This window comes from Clostridium sp. AM22-11AC (assembly GCF_003473545.1).
In the GTDB taxonomy this organism is placed as follows: Bacteria; Bacillota; Clostridia; order Lachnospirales; family Lachnospiraceae; genus Enterocloster.
In genome coordinates, this window is record NZ_QUCM01000025.1 from 1 (window position 1) to 16,001 (window position 16,001).

11 protein-coding genes and 3 tRNA genes are annotated in these 16,001 nt (G+C 44.2%); 1 reads left to right on the forward strand and 13 read right to left on the reverse strand.

Features of this window, described 5'->3' with window-relative positions; all coding sequences use genetic code 11:
• Window positions 1–255 precede the first annotated feature (255 nt).
• The 13 genes from DW251_RS15445 to DW251_RS15505 all read right to left on the reverse strand — a co-directional run bounded on the left by DW251_RS15445 (window position 256) and on the right by DW251_RS15505 (window position 14,238).
• Window positions 256–328 (reverse strand) — tRNA-Thr (locus DW251_RS15445).
• Window positions 329–379: 51 nt separating this feature from the next.
• Window positions 380–451, reverse strand: a tRNA-Glu gene (locus tag DW251_RS15450).
• 10 nt (window positions 452–461) lie between these two features.
• Window positions 462–535: transfer RNA gene (locus DW251_RS15455), tRNA-Pro, on the reverse strand.
• A 181-nt stretch (window positions 536–716) separates the two neighbouring features.
• Window positions 717–2,084, reverse strand: a complete 1,368-nt coding sequence (locus DW251_RS15460; protein ID WP_021869546.1) for a sodium-dependent transporter — start codon at window positions 2,082–2,084, stop codon at window positions 717–719.
• 219 nt (window positions 2,085–2,303) lie between these two features.
• Window positions 2,304–6,956 carry a PolC-type DNA polymerase III gene (locus tag DW251_RS15465; protein ID WP_118301670.1) on the reverse strand — a complete coding sequence of 1,551 codons (4,653 nt, stop codon included), beginning with the start codon at window positions 6,954–6,956 and terminating at the stop codon, window positions 2,304–2,306.
• Window positions 6,957–6,961: 5 nt separating this feature from the next.
• The gene (ispG, locus tag DW251_RS15470) at window positions 6,962–8,071 is read right to left on the reverse strand and encodes a flavodoxin-dependent (E)-4-hydroxy-3-methylbut-2-enyl-diphosphate synthase (RefSeq protein WP_118301689.1); all 1,110 of its coding nucleotides are present in this window, start codon (window positions 8,069–8,071) and stop codon (window positions 6,962–6,964) included.
• Between the two features lie 20 nt (window positions 8,072–8,091).
• Window positions 8,092–9,144, reverse strand: a complete 1,053-nt coding sequence (rseP, locus tag DW251_RS15475; RefSeq protein WP_021869543.1) for an RIP metalloprotease RseP — start codon at window positions 9,142–9,144, stop codon at window positions 8,092–8,094.
• A 69-nt stretch (window positions 9,145–9,213) separates the two neighbouring features.
• Complete coding sequence (locus DW251_RS15480; protein ID WP_021869542.1) at window positions 9,214–10,365, reverse strand: 1-deoxy-D-xylulose-5-phosphate reductoisomerase; 1,152 nt, start codon at window positions 10,363–10,365, stop codon at window positions 9,214–9,216.
• 70 nt (window positions 10,366–10,435) lie between these two features.
• The gene (locus DW251_RS15485) at window positions 10,436–11,236 is read right to left on the reverse strand and encodes a phosphatidate cytidylyltransferase (protein ID WP_021869541.1); all 801 of its coding nucleotides are present in this window, start codon (window positions 11,234–11,236) and stop codon (window positions 10,436–10,438) included.
• 22 nt (window positions 11,237–11,258) lie between these two features.
• Window positions 11,259–11,978, reverse strand: a complete 720-nt coding sequence (locus tag DW251_RS15490) for an isoprenyl transferase (RefSeq protein WP_021869540.1) — start codon at window positions 11,976–11,978, stop codon at window positions 11,259–11,261.
• Between the two features lie 77 nt (window positions 11,979–12,055).
• Entirely contained in the window at window positions 12,056–12,607 is a 552-nt protein-coding gene (frr, locus tag DW251_RS15495) for a ribosome recycling factor (RefSeq protein ID WP_021869539.1), read from the reverse strand.
• A 93-nt stretch (window positions 12,608–12,700) separates the two neighbouring features.
• Window positions 12,701–13,402 (reverse strand): UMP kinase, encoded by a 702-nt coding sequence (gene pyrH / locus DW251_RS15500; protein ID WP_021869538.1) that lies wholly within the window; start codon window positions 13,400–13,402, stop codon window positions 12,701–12,703.
• A gap of 74 nt (window positions 13,403–13,476) precedes the next feature.
• A complete protein-coding gene (locus tag DW251_RS15505) occupies window positions 13,477–14,238 on the reverse strand; it encodes a YfcE family phosphodiesterase (RefSeq protein ID WP_021869537.1) in 762 nt (253 codons plus the stop codon).
• A gap of 235 nt (window positions 14,239–14,473) precedes the next feature.
• On the opposite strand from DW251_RS15505, the gene DW251_RS15510 reads away from it, so the two are divergent.
• On the forward strand, window positions 14,474–15,937 hold the full coding sequence (locus DW251_RS15510) for a hypothetical protein (protein WP_021869536.1): 1,464 nt from the start codon (window positions 14,474–14,476) through the stop codon (window positions 15,935–15,937).
• Window positions 15,938–16,001 lie beyond the last annotated feature (64 nt).

A 16,001-nucleotide genomic window follows, 5' to 3' on the forward strand; every position in this document is an offset into this window, starting at 1 on the left:
ATTGAATTTTCAAGGTTCAACACACCACATCGGTGTGGGAAGTTTTAGTAACTAATTCAAGATTAAAATCAGGGTTTTATGGGAGAAAAACTGGAGAACCCAAAAGTTCTCCCAGAAATTCTCCCATTTCTCCCCAAAAATATCTTAAAAATACTTATCCTCTCTTACCGCTAAACCAAACAAAAAAATCTCCCCAAACCGCCGGAAACCCTTGATTTTCCTTGCTTTTTAGGGAGATTTTTCTTTCAGATTTAAAGCCACTGGCCGGACTCGAACCGGCGACCCACGCATTACGAATGCGTTGCGCTACCAACTGCGCTACAATGGCATATTTATTTAAAAAAATAAGACCGCTGCAAATGCAGCAGCCTCATCAAGATGACCTGACCGGGAATCGAACCCGGGTTTACGCCGTGAGAGGGCGTCGTCTTGACCGCTTGACCATCAGGCCTTGTAATAAATCGAGGCGACGTGATTCGAACACGCGACCTCTGCGTCCCGAACGCAGCGCTCTACCAAACTGAGCCACGCCTCGATCTCGATTACGTTACACAGTATAATACACATTCTTCCAATTGTCAACTATAAATTTTCAAAATTTTTAATTTTTTTTAGACAACTAGAAAAATAATGATCAAACAGGGGGCAGCACTGCTGTTTTCCTGTACCAACCCCTGTGTTTCCTACATTTTTCACTGATCTTAACTGCTTCTAATTTAAAAGAATTTTGCAATATATCCCTGAGCCAGGATAAAGATCACGATCAGCGGAAGGATGTAGCTTACGTAAAAACGTGCCCATCTTGGGAACTTAATGCCAGATCCCTCATTTGCTTCTGCCAGGAACTTTTCAAAGCCCCATCCATAACGGCTGGTGCAGAACAGCAGATACAGAAGACTTCCAATAGGCAGCAGGTTATCACTGAGGATAAAGTCCTCAAGATCCTGGATATTAGAACCTGCTCCCAATGGCTGGAAGCTGCTCCAGATATTAAATCCAAATACACATGGAAGAGACAGGATGATCACTACTATTACATTCCATGCTACTGCTTTCTTTACAGAACAGCCGGTAAGGTCTGTTGCAAAAGAAATAATGTTCTGAAATACGGCAATTACAGTTGAAAGAGCCGCAAAGGACATAAATACAAAGAATAAAGTTCCCCAAAGTCTGCCCCATGCCATATGGTTAAATACATTTGGCAACGTGATAAAGATCAGGGATGGACCGGAAGTTGGCTCAACTCCATATGCAAAACATGCCGGGAAAATGATCAGACCAGCCATAAATGCAACCAGTGTATCCAGAATGGTGATACTGATGGCTTCGCCGGTCAGACGGCGTTCTTTTCCAATATAACTTCCGAAAATAGCTAACGCACCGATACCGATACTTAATGTAAAGAAGGACTGTCCCATAGCCGCAAAAATGGAATTTCCTAGTCCTGCATCTACCATTTTTCCAAAATCAGGTTTTAAGTAAAACTCCAGACCTGGAGCACCGCCCTTTAATACCATGGAGTGGACAGCCAGTGCCATCATAAGGAATAACAGGCAGACCATCATTACTTTTGTAATACGCTCTACACCTGCAACCAGACCCTGGGCACAGATACCAAAACAGAGAACTACAACAAAGATCATAAATCCAGTCATTAATGCAGGATTTCCAAGCATGTTGGTAAACTCTCCTGCTACTGCATCGGAGTCAAGTCCTGTAAAATCCCCACGAAGCATTTTGATGAAGTAATAGATCATCCATCCTGCTACCGTGGTATAAAACATCATCAGCATGTAGTTTCCTGCCATAGCTGCATAGCGGGTCAGATGCCATTTTGTACCTTTCGGCTCCAGCATGTTAAAAGAAAGGGCTGCACTGCGCTTGCTGGCGCGTCCTACAGCAAATTCCATTACTACAATAGGAAGACCAAGGATCAGGAGAAATGCCAGATAGATCAGTACAAAGGCAGCTCCACCGTAAGCTCCTACAATGTAAGGAAATCTCCACACATTGCCCAGACCAATGGCACAGCCTGCTGAGATCAGGATGAAGCCAAGTCTGGAAGAAAATTTTTCACGTTCCATTGAAAGTATAAACCCCCATCTACTTTGATTTACGCTGTTTTCATTTTTTTCCAGCGCATACACTTTAACACTTTGGTGCGTCAATTTGCCCCTAAAGCGCAAGAAAGAGTTTTTCCACACTCCACATGTGAAAAAACTCTTTCAAAAATATACCATAAATTCTTTTATAAGTCAATTTTATGATACCAGACTACTATGCATAATCTCTTACATAATCTCCTACATCAGCTCAAATAAATTTAACTGATTAGACTGAGGAAGGTCTTTAAGCAGTCCAAGGTCTGACATCAGGGAACAGATAGTTCCATTTACCTTGGTACGGCTGGAGAAATCTTCTACTGACAGGAACGGACCGTCTTTTACTGCATCTACCACTGCTTCTGCCGCTTTTTCACCTAAACCGTCAATACTGCTTAAAGAAGGCATCAGCTTACCGTCAATGATCTGGAAATGTCTTGCTTTTGCCTTATAAATATCAATTGGCATAAAATCAAAGCCCCTTGCGTACATTTCCTGGACAATACGCATGTCACGCAGGGTATCCTGCTCCTTTTTAGAAAGAGTATCGGAACGTTTTTTATAATCTGCCAGATAATATTCCAGTTTATCTCTTCCCTGACACATGATCTCATAGGAAAAGGCGCTGGCGCGGATACTGAAAAAGGCCGCATAGTAAGCCAGTGGATAAAAGATCTTACAGTAGGCAATACGCCACGCCATCATAACATAGGCTGCCGCATGTGCTTTTGGGAACATGTACTTGATCTTTTTACAGGACCAGATGTACCAGTCAGGCACACCATGCGCCTTCATATCTTCTTCCCACTCCGGCTTTAAACCTTTACCTTTTCGCACGCTCTCCATGATGGTGAAGGAAAGTCCCTGTTCCATTCCCTGGGCGATCAGATAGATCATAATATCATCTCGGGTACAGATCGCTGTCTGAATAGTAGCTTTTCCTTCCTGGATCAACGTCTGGGCATTTCCCAGCCAAACGTCCGTACCATGTGCCAGACCGGCAATACGCACCAGGTCAGAGAAATACTTTGGTTTGGTATCCAGAAGCATCTGCATAGCAAAGTCCGTACCAAACTCCGGCACACCAAGAGCTCCTAAAGGACAGCCACCGATATCATCCGGCGTGATCCCCAGTGCAGAGGTATTCTGAAACAGGCTCATAACCTCCGGGCTGTCCAGAGGAATATCCTTAACCGGGTCCAGACCGATCAGGTCCTGCAGCATACGGATCATGGTAGGATCATCGTGTCCAAGAATATCCAGTTTTAACAGGTTGTGGTCAATGGAATGGTAATCAAAGTGTGTGGTAACTGTGGATGTAGTCATATCGTTTGCCGGGTGCTGTACCGGTGTAAAGGAATAGATCTCTTCACCTAAAGGCAGTACAATGATACCTCCCGGATGCTGGCCGGTGGTACGGCGCACGCCTACACAGCCCTGAACAATACGGTTGATCTCGCAGTTTCGCTTCCTGGTTCCCCTTTCCTCATAATATTTCTTTACATAACCGAAAGCCGTTTTATCCGCCAGTGTACCAATGGTTCCTGCACGGAAAGTCTGGCCCTTACCGAAAATAACCTCCGTATAGTCATGGGCCTTACTCTGGTACTCACCGGAGAAGTTTAAGTCGATATCAGGCTCCTTATCTCCCTTAAATCCAAGGAAAGTCTCAAATGGGATATCAAACCCGTCTTTTTCCAGAGGTGTTCCGCATACCGGGCATTTTTTATCCGGCATATCGCAGCCCGCCATACCGGAGAACTTACGCACTTCTTCAGAGTCAAAATCATAGTAACGGCACTTTGGACAATGATAATGAGGACTTAGCGGATTTACCTCTGTAATACCGGACATGGTTGCCACAAAGGAGGAACCTACAGAACCTCGGGAACCTACCAGATAGCCGTCTTCATTAGATTTCCAAACCAGCTTCTGGGCAATGATATACATAACCGCAAATCCATTGGTGATAATGGAATGAAGCTCACGCTCCAGACGGTCTACTACGATCTTTGGAAGATCTTCACCATACATCTCATGAGCGCGGTCATAACAGATCTTTGTTAAGGTCTTATCAGAGTCTGGGATAACAGGCGGGCACTTGTCCGGACGCACCGGCGCAATTTTTTCGCACATATCAGAAATCTTACGGGTATTGGTAACGACTACCTCGTATGCCTTATCCGGTCCCAGATAAGCAAACTCTTCTAACATCTCTTCTGTTGTACGCAGATATAGCGGCGCCTGGTCATCGGAGTCTTTAAATCCCTGACCAGCCATGATGATACGCCGGTAAACCTCATCCTGGGGATCCAGGAAATGAACGTCACAGGTAGCGCACACCAGCTTACCAAACTGGGTTCCCAGATCTACGATCTTTTTATTGATCTCGATCAAGTCTTCTTCTGTCTTAACTGTACTTTTTTCATCCCGGAGCATAAACGCATTGTTTCCCAAAGGCTGGATCTCCAGATAATCGTAGAAATTTACCAGTCTGGCAATCTCCGCATCGGGAGCCCCGCGAAGAAGGGCCTGATATAATTCTCCCGCCTCGCAGGCAGAACCGATCAGCAGACCTTCTCTGTACTTGTCCAGAACGCTCTTTGGGATACGGGGACGTCTGGAATAATAATCCAAATGGGACCAGCTGACCAGACGGTACAGGTTGATACGTCCCAGGTCATTTTTTGCCAGGATGATCACATGGTTGGTAGGCAGTTTCATAATGGTCTGGGCATCCATGGTACTTAATTCATTTAAGTGGTCCAGATCTTCAATATCCCGATCCCGCAGCATCTTTACAAAAGCTGCGAAAATCTCCGCTGTAGCTCCTGCATCATCTACTGCCCGGTGATGATTTTCCAGGGAAATATTTAAAGCTTTCGCTACTGTATCCAGCTTAAAACGGTTTAAGTTTGGCAGAAGAAGGCGGGCCAGAGATACCGTATCCAGTACTGTTGGTGAAAATGGCAGTCCCAGCGCTTCTGCATAATGACCAATAAAACCAACATCAAAACCTGCATTGTGGGCTACCAGTACTGCGTCTCCCACAAATTCCAGAAACTGAGGTAATATCACATCGATCTTCGGATATGGCAGTACCATAGCGTCATTGATGCTGGTCAGCTTTTCAATATCAAATGGAATCGGCACATCCGGGTTTACGAAAGTAGAAAACTTGTCCGTGATCACACCGTCTACTACTTTTACAGCACCGATCTCAATGATCCGGTTCTTTACAGGGCTGAAACCTGTGGTCTCAATATCGAAAACAACATAGGTATCTGCAAAAGTCTGTCCCTTGGAATTTTCTACCAGCTGCTTGGTATCATCTACCAGATAGCCTTCCACACCATACAAGATCTTAAAGGTATCCCCTTTATCCAATGCATGGTTTGCATCAGGGAAGGCCTGAACGCAGCCGTGGTCCGTAACAGCAATGGAGGACATACCCCATTTTTTCGCCCGCTTGATGATGCTCTTTACCTCAGAAACACCATCCATATCGCTCATTTTTGTATGGCAGTGCAGTTCCACACGTTTTTCCAGGCTGTTGTCCATACGCTTGGTGGTAAAGTCATCGGCCTTTTTAATACCTACAATAGAGCCTAATGTCAGTTCTCCGTCAAACTTATCAATGGTGGTAACACCTTTGATCTTAATGAACATGCCCGTTTTGATCATGTCCTTTACTTCATTGAAGATTTCCGGACGGATGAACATTTTAGCTGTAATGGTATCTGTAAAGTCTGTCACATCAAAGGTAAGAATGAATTTACCGCTTCTTAGCTCGCGGCTTTCACAGGTTAAGATCTGTCCACGTAAAGTAACTTCTCCGATCTCTCCGTCGATCTTCTCAATCTCCATAAAGTCATCTTCAAAATCACGGCCGTAAAGTACATCCGGATTATTGGAACGTTTAACAGAAAACTTCCTGTCTTCTCCAAAGCCGGAGTCTTTATCTCTTCCCCAGCCTTTTCTGCCTTTGTTAAGCTGAGGTTTTTCCGTTTTTCCGCCTGACTGTGGTTTTGCAGCAGCTGTTTTTCCTGCATCTACTGGTTTTATGCCATCTGATACAGGAGAAATAGTCTCATCATTGCCAGGAACATTTCCGGAAGCTGCCTGATCCATAAGAGCGTCCCATGGAGCTGCCTCCGGCATAGGAATATCCATAATAGCAGCATTACTATTATGAGTTTTTTTCTCACCATTATCGCTCTTTGCAACTGTCTGCGAGATATTTTCTCCACCACTTACATTTTCTAACTCATCCTTATGATTTTGCCAGTAAATAGCCTGTGCTTCTCTCTCTAACTTCAGCTCGATCTGCTTTCTACGGTCATTTTCCTTTGGCGGAATGTACTGAAACGCTACTTCTACCGGCAGACCGCACCGTTCATTAAATACCTTTTCCAAAACCCGCTTTAACTCATTGGTCTTGTCCCGGTTGACCATGGTATCTTCTACAGTCAGCACCATTTTTCCTTCATCTTCAAAGACGATCTGGGCTTTGCGGAACATACTGTATTCTACGATGCTGTAATGCTTTAATTCCAGCAGCAGACTGTCCTTATACATTTTTAAAAGCTTTTCCGGTGTGTACTGACCAGACAGTCTGTATTTTTCCTGTATCTTAATGGTGATCTGTTTATCCGGGAACAGCTGGTCTTTGATGCCCCGCTCCAGATCATAGATATTTTGTTTATGGATCAGCCTTGTGCTTTTCATATAAACACGAATAGAGCTTCTATCTCTGGCAGAAGTAACTTTTTCTACTTCTGCCATTGCTAAAAGCTCCTTTAAAGGCTCTGCAATATTAAGGGTTGGAAATACTTCTAAAAAACCTTTTGCCATTCAGATTACTTCTTTCTTGCTTCTGCCATTGCTTCCAGTTCACTGCGAAGGGAGTCTAACAGATCTTCTTCCGGTACTTTTCGTAAGATCTCACCTTTTTTGATGATCAGACCTTCACCTACGCCGCCTGCAATGCCAATATCAGCTTCCCTTGCTTCGCCAGGTCCATTGACTACGCAGCCCATAACAGCTACTTTAACACCGTCTAAGCCTTCCATGCCGGAAACCATGGTCTCTACCTGGTTTGCAAGATGGATCAGGTCAATACGGGTACGGCCGCAGGTTGGACATGAAACCACTTCTACGCCGCCTTTTCTAAGTCCCAGAGTTTTAAGGATCTGACGGGCAGACTTGATCTCCTCGATTGGATCACCTGTAAGGGAAACGCGGATGGTATCTCCGATGCCCTGATATAAGATGATACCCAGCCCCACAGCAGATTTGATATTTCCGGAAAATAAAGTTCCGGCTTCTGTAATACCTACGTGAAGAGGATGATCGGTTCTGGAAGTGATCAGTTCATGTGCTTTCACACACATTAATACATCGGAAGATTTGATACTGATGACCAGATTGTCATAGCCCATATCCTCAATAAGATGTACTTTATCCAAAGCACTTTCTACGATACCTTCAGCTGTTACACCACCGTATTTTTCCACCAGATCTTTCTCAAGAGATCCGCTGTTTACACCTACACGAATAGGGATATTTCCTGCTTTCGCACGGTCTACTACTGCTTTTACGCGGTCTGTACTTCCAATATTACCTGGATTGATACGGATCTTGTCAGCTCCGTTTTCCATAGCTGCAATCGCCAGACGGTAGTCAAAATGGATATCTGCCACTAACGGGATGTGGATCTCTTTTTTAATATCCTTAAGGGCTTCTGCCGCCTTCATGGTAGGTACTGCCACACGGATAATATCGCAGCCTGCTTTTTCCAGGCTTAAGATCTGTGCTACCGTTGCCTTTACATCTTCTGTTTTTGTATTACACATAGACTGGATGAGGATGGGATTTCCCCCGCCGATCACCCGGTCACCAATATGAACAACTTTTGTATCCTTTCTGCTCATGTTTCTTTCCTCTTTATTCTTAATCTCCGATTGCATGCCGCCTGGAGGCAGCACTTTTATAATAATTTTCTTACATCATTAAACATGATAAATACCATAAGTGCCAGCAGTAAAAACATACCGGCAGCATGGACCATTCCCTCTTTTTCACGGTCAATAGGCTTTCTGCGTATAGCCTCGATGATCAGAAATACCAGACGTCCGCCATCCAGTGCAGGAAGTGGAAGCAGGTTCATCACACCCAGGTTTGCGCTTAAAAGAATGGCAAAATTCACAAGTACCATGGCAACCACTGTATTTCCTGCAGGTGCTGCCTGCTCCACCGTCTGGTCAATGGTAGTAACGATCCCTACAGGGCCACTGATATCATCTGCGCTTACTCTGCCGGCAAATATCATATGAAAACTGTCAAATACATAGTAGATCCAGTGTTCCACCTCATAAACCGACTGCACCAGCAGCTGCACCGGATTTGTGATCTTCTGAAGTTTTGCCTCAAACCGCACACCGATCATGGACTGCCCTGTCTTATCGTTATAAACCGGAGTGATCTTTGCCGATCTCTTCTCTGTTTTCCCATTTTCATCTGTATGTTTCCAGGTAATGGTCACATCCTGATGAGGATGGGCTGTAAGATAAGGTGAAAGATCCCGGTAAGAATGGACCGCTCTGTGGTCTACTTTTATGATCACATCTCCTGTAAGGATCCCCGCCTGCTCAGCCGGGTACCCTTCTTCTACACCCATGACCACCGGCTCATAAAAGCCACCGGCACAGCCTACGATAACAAGGGATAACAGGAAAGCCAGAATGAAATTAAATAAAGGGCCTCCAAAAACCACGGCAATACGGTTAAATACAGGTTTGTTATTAAAAGCCCTGTCCCCTTCTGCATCCTCATCTTCTCCTAACATGGCGCAGGAACCGCCAAAAGGCAGAAGTTTTAAAGAATATCTCGTTTCGCCTTTTACAAAACTTAAAAGCCTCGGTCCCATCCCTAAGGAAAATTCCGTCACTTCAATCCCGCTTAATTTTGCGAATATAAAATGTCCAAGTTCATGGAACAGGATGATTCCCCCAAGGATCAGCACTGCCAGTACAATATTCATAGGATTTCATTCATCCTTTCCTGTTTTCATTTATGGTAATATCACCGCCAGGTGACATATCCGTTTAACTTAAATATTCCACTTTGAATGGATAAAGTCATAAGTTTCTGCTTCCGCTGCCAGGATCTGATCTACATCTGGTGCATCAACCTTCTTATGATGCTCCATGGATGCCTGGATCATGTCCGGAATGGTCAGATACGGGATCTTTTTCTTTAAAAACAGACTTACTGCCATCTCATTGGCTGCATTAAATACAGTTGGCATACTTCCGCCTGTCTTTCCTGCCTGGTATGCCAGTTTTAATCCCTTAAATGTTTCCGGATCCGGTACATCAAAGGTGATCTCACGAAGCTTTGTAAAGTCCAGTCTGTCTCCTGGAAGAAAACGTCTTTCCGGATAGTATAATGCATACTGGATCGGCAGTTTCATATCCGGTGTACCTAGCTGGGCGATCACTGCTCCATCTTCATACTCGATCATGGAATGGATAATACTTGCAGGCTGGATCACTACCTGGATCTGATCTAAGGATACATCAAACAGCCAGCCGGCTTCCATTACTTCCAGTCCCTTATTGACCATAGTAGAGGAGTCGATGGTGATCTTGTGGCCCATAGACCAGTTTGGATGCTTTAAGGCATCTTCCACCTGGACTTTTTCCAGCTGTTCTCTTTTCCATCCTCTGAAAGGACCTCCGGAAGCAGTCAGAAGGATCTTATGGATCTTATTTCCGGCTGCTCCCTGAAGGCACTGGAAGATTGCAGAATGTTCGGAGTCTACCGGAAGGATCTTCACACCCATTTTCTTTGCCAACGGCATGATAATGTGACCGGCTGTGACCAGTGTCTCCTTATTTGCCAGAGCAATGTCTTTTCCTGCTTCCATGGCAGCGATGGTAGGCCGGATACCGATCATTCCCACTACTGCGGTAACTACGATCTCTGCCTTTGGCTCTGTTGCAACAGCGATCAGGCCCTCCATACCGGAAAGGATCTTCACATCCAGATCTTTTACCCTTTCTTTCAGTTCTTTTGCCTTTTCTTCACTCCACAGGCAGGCGATCTCCGGCTTAAATTCGCGGATCTGTTTTTCGATCAAATCCACATTGGAACCGGCTGCCAGAGCCGTTACCTTAATATCTTTATTGTATCTTACTACCTCTAATGTCTGGGTTCCGATGGAACCGGTTGAACCCAGGATTGATATGTTCTTTACCATAATTATTCTCCCTTTGTAAAGGAAATGCTTAAAATCATGCTGCTCCTTTTAATTTAAATTGCCTATCTTACTATCTTAAAAAAGTAACTGCAAAATAAATAGCAGGAGCTGTAAATATCATACTGTCAAAACGATCCAGGATACCTCCGTGTCCCGGGATCAGATGGCCATAATCTTTAATATTGTGGTTTCTCTTAATAGCAGACGCTGCCAGATCTCCAATCTGTGAGATAACTGCCGCAATAGCGCAGGCAATGGCGCAGGCAACCATGGGATTTGCCACTTCTTCCATATTATGACCAAAATAAGCACCATAAGCAAGGCCTAACAGTGCAGAACCAACTACACCGCCTACAGCCCCTTCAATGGACTTTTTCGGACTTAATACAGGCGCCAGTTTATGTTTTCCAAGAAGCATTCCTACGCAGTAGGCGCTGGTGTCGCAGCCCCAGGAGCTTAAAAAGATCAGCCATACCAGATAAGCTCCGTCATGCATGCTGCGGGTCTGATACAGAAAAGAAAGCATTACCGGAACATAGCACACACCAAAAAAGGCGCCGGTTATCTCTTCTGTTTTAAAGCTTGGAAAAGTAAAAACATAGAGAGCCATTAAAAGCATCAGGGATGCAATGATCATTAATGTAAGATACTTCTGTCCCTCAAACCATAAGATCCCATAATAGCAGACAGCTGTCAGATAGCCAACTGCAGCTACTGATCTTTTTTCGATCCCGAGAACGCGGTACAGTTCAAACAGGCCTACCAGTGAAATAAGGGCTGTCACTGCAAAAAGGAGGGCGCCTCCTTTTCCAACGAAGAAAATAGCAAGGATGACCAGTACGATACCACTGATCAATCGTGTTGTAAACATAAAAATCTCCTTTTTGAATACGTTATTTTACCCCGCCGAACCGTCGATCTCTCTTATTATACTGAAAGATCGCCTTTTCCAGTTCCTTCTCATCAAAATCCGGCCACAGACAATCTGTAACATACAGTTCTGTATATGCCAGCTGCCACAGCAGATAATTGGACAGTCTTAACTCTCCGCTGGTACGGATCAGCAGATCCGGATCCGGGATATCCGCGGTATCCAGATAAGAAGCAAATACAGATTCTGTAATATCCTCTGCCTCCACTTTTCCTGCCTTTACATCCTCTGCCAGTTTCGCAGCTGCTCTGCGGATCTCATCTCTTCCACCATAATTGACTGCGATCACAAAGGTAAGTCCTGTATTATCCTTTGTCTCTTCTTCCAGACGGTTGATGCCGTCAATAATATCCTGGGCAAAACGTCTTCTGTCACCGATCATCTTTACCCGCACATTGTTGGCAGAAGCGATTTTTAACAGGCGGACCATATAATAACGGAACAGTTGCATCAGCGCTCCTACTTCTTCTTCGGACCTTTTCCAGTTTTCAGTAGAAAATCCGTAAACAGTCAGATATTTGATGCCCATTCTGGCAGCGATCTCTACTGTCTTTTCTACTGTAACACAGCCTTCTTTGTGACCAAAGGTTCTAGGAAGACCTCTTTTTTTCGCCCAGCGGCCATTTCCGTCTAAAATAAGTGCTACATGAGCCGGTATTACCATATTACTGTCTAATGCCATTTTCCTCACCTTTTCTTATCTTATTGCATAAAACGAAGAGGCAGGAGTCTCTCCTGCCTCCGTATCAATTTCAGAGACTATACAGTCATGATCTCTTTTGTCTTTTCTTCTACTGCCTTGTCAACACGCTCAATGGTCTTGTCAGTCAGTTTCTGCATCTTCTCAGTCAGATCAGCTAACTCGTCCTCTGTGATCTCTCCAGCTTTCTCTGCTTTCTTAAATGCATCATTTGCATCGCGGCGGATGTTGCGGACAGCAACCTTTGCGTTGTCACCTTTCTTCTTTACTTCCTTTGCAACTTCTTTTCTTCGGTCCTCAGTCATCTCCGGGAAGATCAGGCGGATGCAGTTTCCGTCGTTGGTAGGATTGATACCTAACTCAGATGTAAGGATCGCTTTTTCGATTGCTTTTAACAGGCTCTTTTCCCATGGCTGGATCACGATCATACGTGCTTCCGGAACAGATACGTTTCCTACCTGCTGAAGAGGTGTTGGTGTTCCGTAGTAATCCACTTTAATCTTGTCTAATACATGTGGGTTTGCACGGCCTGCGCGGATAGTTCCGTAATCAGCTAACAGAACTTCCATTGTCTTGTCCATCTTATCCTGATAAAACTTTAAATCTTCCATAAGTTCCCTCCTGAACATGCAGCTTTTGCTGTCATTTTATATTCATAGCGTTTTCGCTTTTATTCTTACTTATTGTGTTACCGTAATGATCGATCAAGCAGTAACGATGGTTCCGTTGATACGGCCCTGCATAGCATTTGCAATACCGTCCGGTTCATTTAAGCTGAATACAGCCATTGGCATCTTGTGTTCCATGCACATAATAGACGCGGTCAGATCTACAACTGCTAACTGGCGGTCGATCACTTCCTGAATGGAAATGGTATCAAATTTCTTTGCCTCTGGATTTACCTTTGGATCGCTGTCATATACACCGTCAATAGCCTTTGCAAGAAGGATGCAGTCTGCCTCCATCTCAATTGCACGCAGTGTGATACCTGTATCAGTTGAGAAATAAGGATGTCCTGTACCGCCTGCAAAGAACACCACCTTTCCCTCTGCAAAGCACTTATTTGCCTGATCCTTGGAGAACAGCTGGGTCATAGTGCCACATGCAAATGGGGTAAAGATCTCTGTCTGCATTCCCGCATTGCGGAAGATCTCAGAAACATAGATACAGTTCATAACTGTAGCTAACATACCGATCTGGTCTGCCTTGGTACGCTCAATGGCATCGCTGGTACGGCCTCTCCAGAAGTTTCCGCCTCCGATCACAATACCTACCTGAACGCCTGCGTCTACAGATAATTTTACCTGTCTTGCTACCTCTTTTACAGTATCTTCGTCGAAACCGGTCTTTTTAGGACCTGCAAGGGCCTCGCCGCTTAATTTTAAGAATACACGGTTCATTTTCATAAATGAGTTTCTCCTTGTGTTGGATTATACTTTTTTAAGTATAACATAGGAATGTATTTTTGGAAAGATTATTTTCACTGTTCGCGGATCCGTTCACGGATGCTCCTTGCATCTGTGTCCGACAATGGATCACAGATATCATAGATCTTTGCAGTCAGTTCCGGATCATTTCCTACATTTTTAATGATCCACAATCTGGACTCTCCTGATTTTTTAAACCGGAGGACTTTTGCAATGGTAAACAGAAGTTCTTTTTCTTTTGCATCATTTGCGTCACTTAACTGTTTTTGCTGGTAACGCTTCTGCTTTTTCTCATATTTACTTACCTTTGTCTTTTCACGCTGGGCAATGGCAGCTCCCGGAGTACCGTATCCCTTCTCTAACCATATGGTTTCTACCTGATACGTTCCGTCTTCAATGGTCATAACAGCCATGGAAAGAGGCAGTGTATTCCGCTTATAACCACAACTTCCGGGATTTAGCCACAACCTTCCCGCGATCTCCTGCTGCTGGTACATATGGGAATGGCCAAAGATCACTACCTGAGCATCTCCTAATGCCACAGGGATGTCCGTTCTCTGATGGGCCATGACCATTTTCACACCGCCGATTTCAAAACGTTTGATCCCCGGCAGTCCCCCGGACCAGCCTCTGTCATTATTTCCCCTTACTGCAAAAAGCGGCTGCTTTCCGCTTAATTTCATATACAGCATCTGCGTATCAAAATCACCTGCATGTACGATCACGTCGCAGGTTTCCAGTATCTTCTCCACCTCCGGGCGCAGCACTCCATGGGTATCTGCCATCATTGCCACCCTTACAGGTCCCCGTTCCATTTTTCTTCCTCCTTGGTTTCACATATACACGCTCTGAAAATACCAGATTATTATATACGATTATTTTCTGACTGACAATCATTTCAGCCATAACATCTTCTTGTATTATTTATTTTTTCTGACGATTTTGTGAACATTATTGTGGAAAAAATAGTTAGATGTTATACTTGCAGCAGACCATTGTACATTTTGATATAAATATACGGATCTGTACATACATGAAAGGGGAAACTGTATGATAAAAAATTATAAAAAACTATTCCTGTCCTTTGGAGCTGCAGCTGTTTTAAGTTCCGCAGCTGCTTTTAGCAGCCTGGCTGCAAGTGGCGGCTGGGTCAGTGAAAACGGAGTATGGAAATATCAGGAAGCATCTGGAAATTATGCCTACAATACCTGGAAAACTTCCGGTGATAACTCTTACTATCTGGACAATAACGGCGTCATTGCTGTAAACCAGTGGATCGATGATACCTACTACGTTGACGATGACGGCGTAATGGCAAAAAATTCCTGGATCCAGTTATCAGAAGATACTTCCCAGAAGAAAGCAGGCTGGTATTACGTGGACGCCAAAGGAAAGCTGATCAAGGATAAATGGAGTACCATCGGGGATAAAAAATACGCTTTTGACAGCGATGGAAAAATGCGTACAGGCTGGTTTTTTGATAATGATGATATTTATTATCTGGGAGACAATGGTTATGCCAAGACCGGCTGGCTGTGCCTGGACTATGACGAAGACAACAAGCCGGATGATGGAACGATCTCTGAAATCCGTACTTCTGCTTCCGATACTGCCAAATGGTTTTATTTCCAGACAAACGGAAAGGCAAAACGTTCTAAGAATGACTCCTATTCCGCTGAAACCATCGGGGATAATAAATATTATTTTAATGAAGACGGTGTGATGATGACTGGCTGGGTAGCTGTAAAAAGCAGCGCTGAAGCAGGAGATCCCACAGGTATCAGCAAATTCGTCTATTTAGGCGGAGATGATGAAGGCATCATGGCAAAAAACAAATGGCTGGAACTTTACAATCATCCAGGTGACTCTGATGACAAGGACGAGATCACCACAGACAACAGCGATGAAGCCCCAGACGAAGGTGAGTCAAACTGGTACTACTTTGAAAGTGATGGTACCCCTGCTTACTTAAACAGCAAAGCTACCAATATGAGCAAGGCAACTACCAAGGTAGATGGAAATTCCTATTTTTTTAACTCCTATGGTGTCCGCCAGACCGGCCTTATCCATGTGGTAACTTCTTCCGGTAAAGAATTTACAGGCTACTTTGGTGAAAATGACTCTGACGGTAAAATGCTCACCGGTAAAAAATCCAATTTAAGCGTTGACGGTGAAACAGCTGCTTACTATTTCAGTGAGTCCGGCTCTGATAAGGGCTGCGGTTATAATGGTTCCAAAGATGATTATCTGTATTATCAGGGACGCCTTGTAAAGGCAGACAGCGGTTCTGACTATCAGGTATTCTGTGTTGACAATAAAATGTACCTGGTTAATGAGTCCGGCAAGATCCAGACTTCCAGCAAGAATTATAAAGTAAACGGATCCTGGACATTCAAGGTTTCCGGCGGTTCTATTTATTTCATTGATGATGATAAGAAATCCACAGGAAAGGTTACTTCTTCTGATGCGGAGTCCCTTCCGGAAGTGATCTATGATAAAGAGTATACTTTATAACGCTTTATAATACTACAGGCTTCGGCATTGGTTTAATCCTTTGCCGAAGCCTTTTTGTATGAAA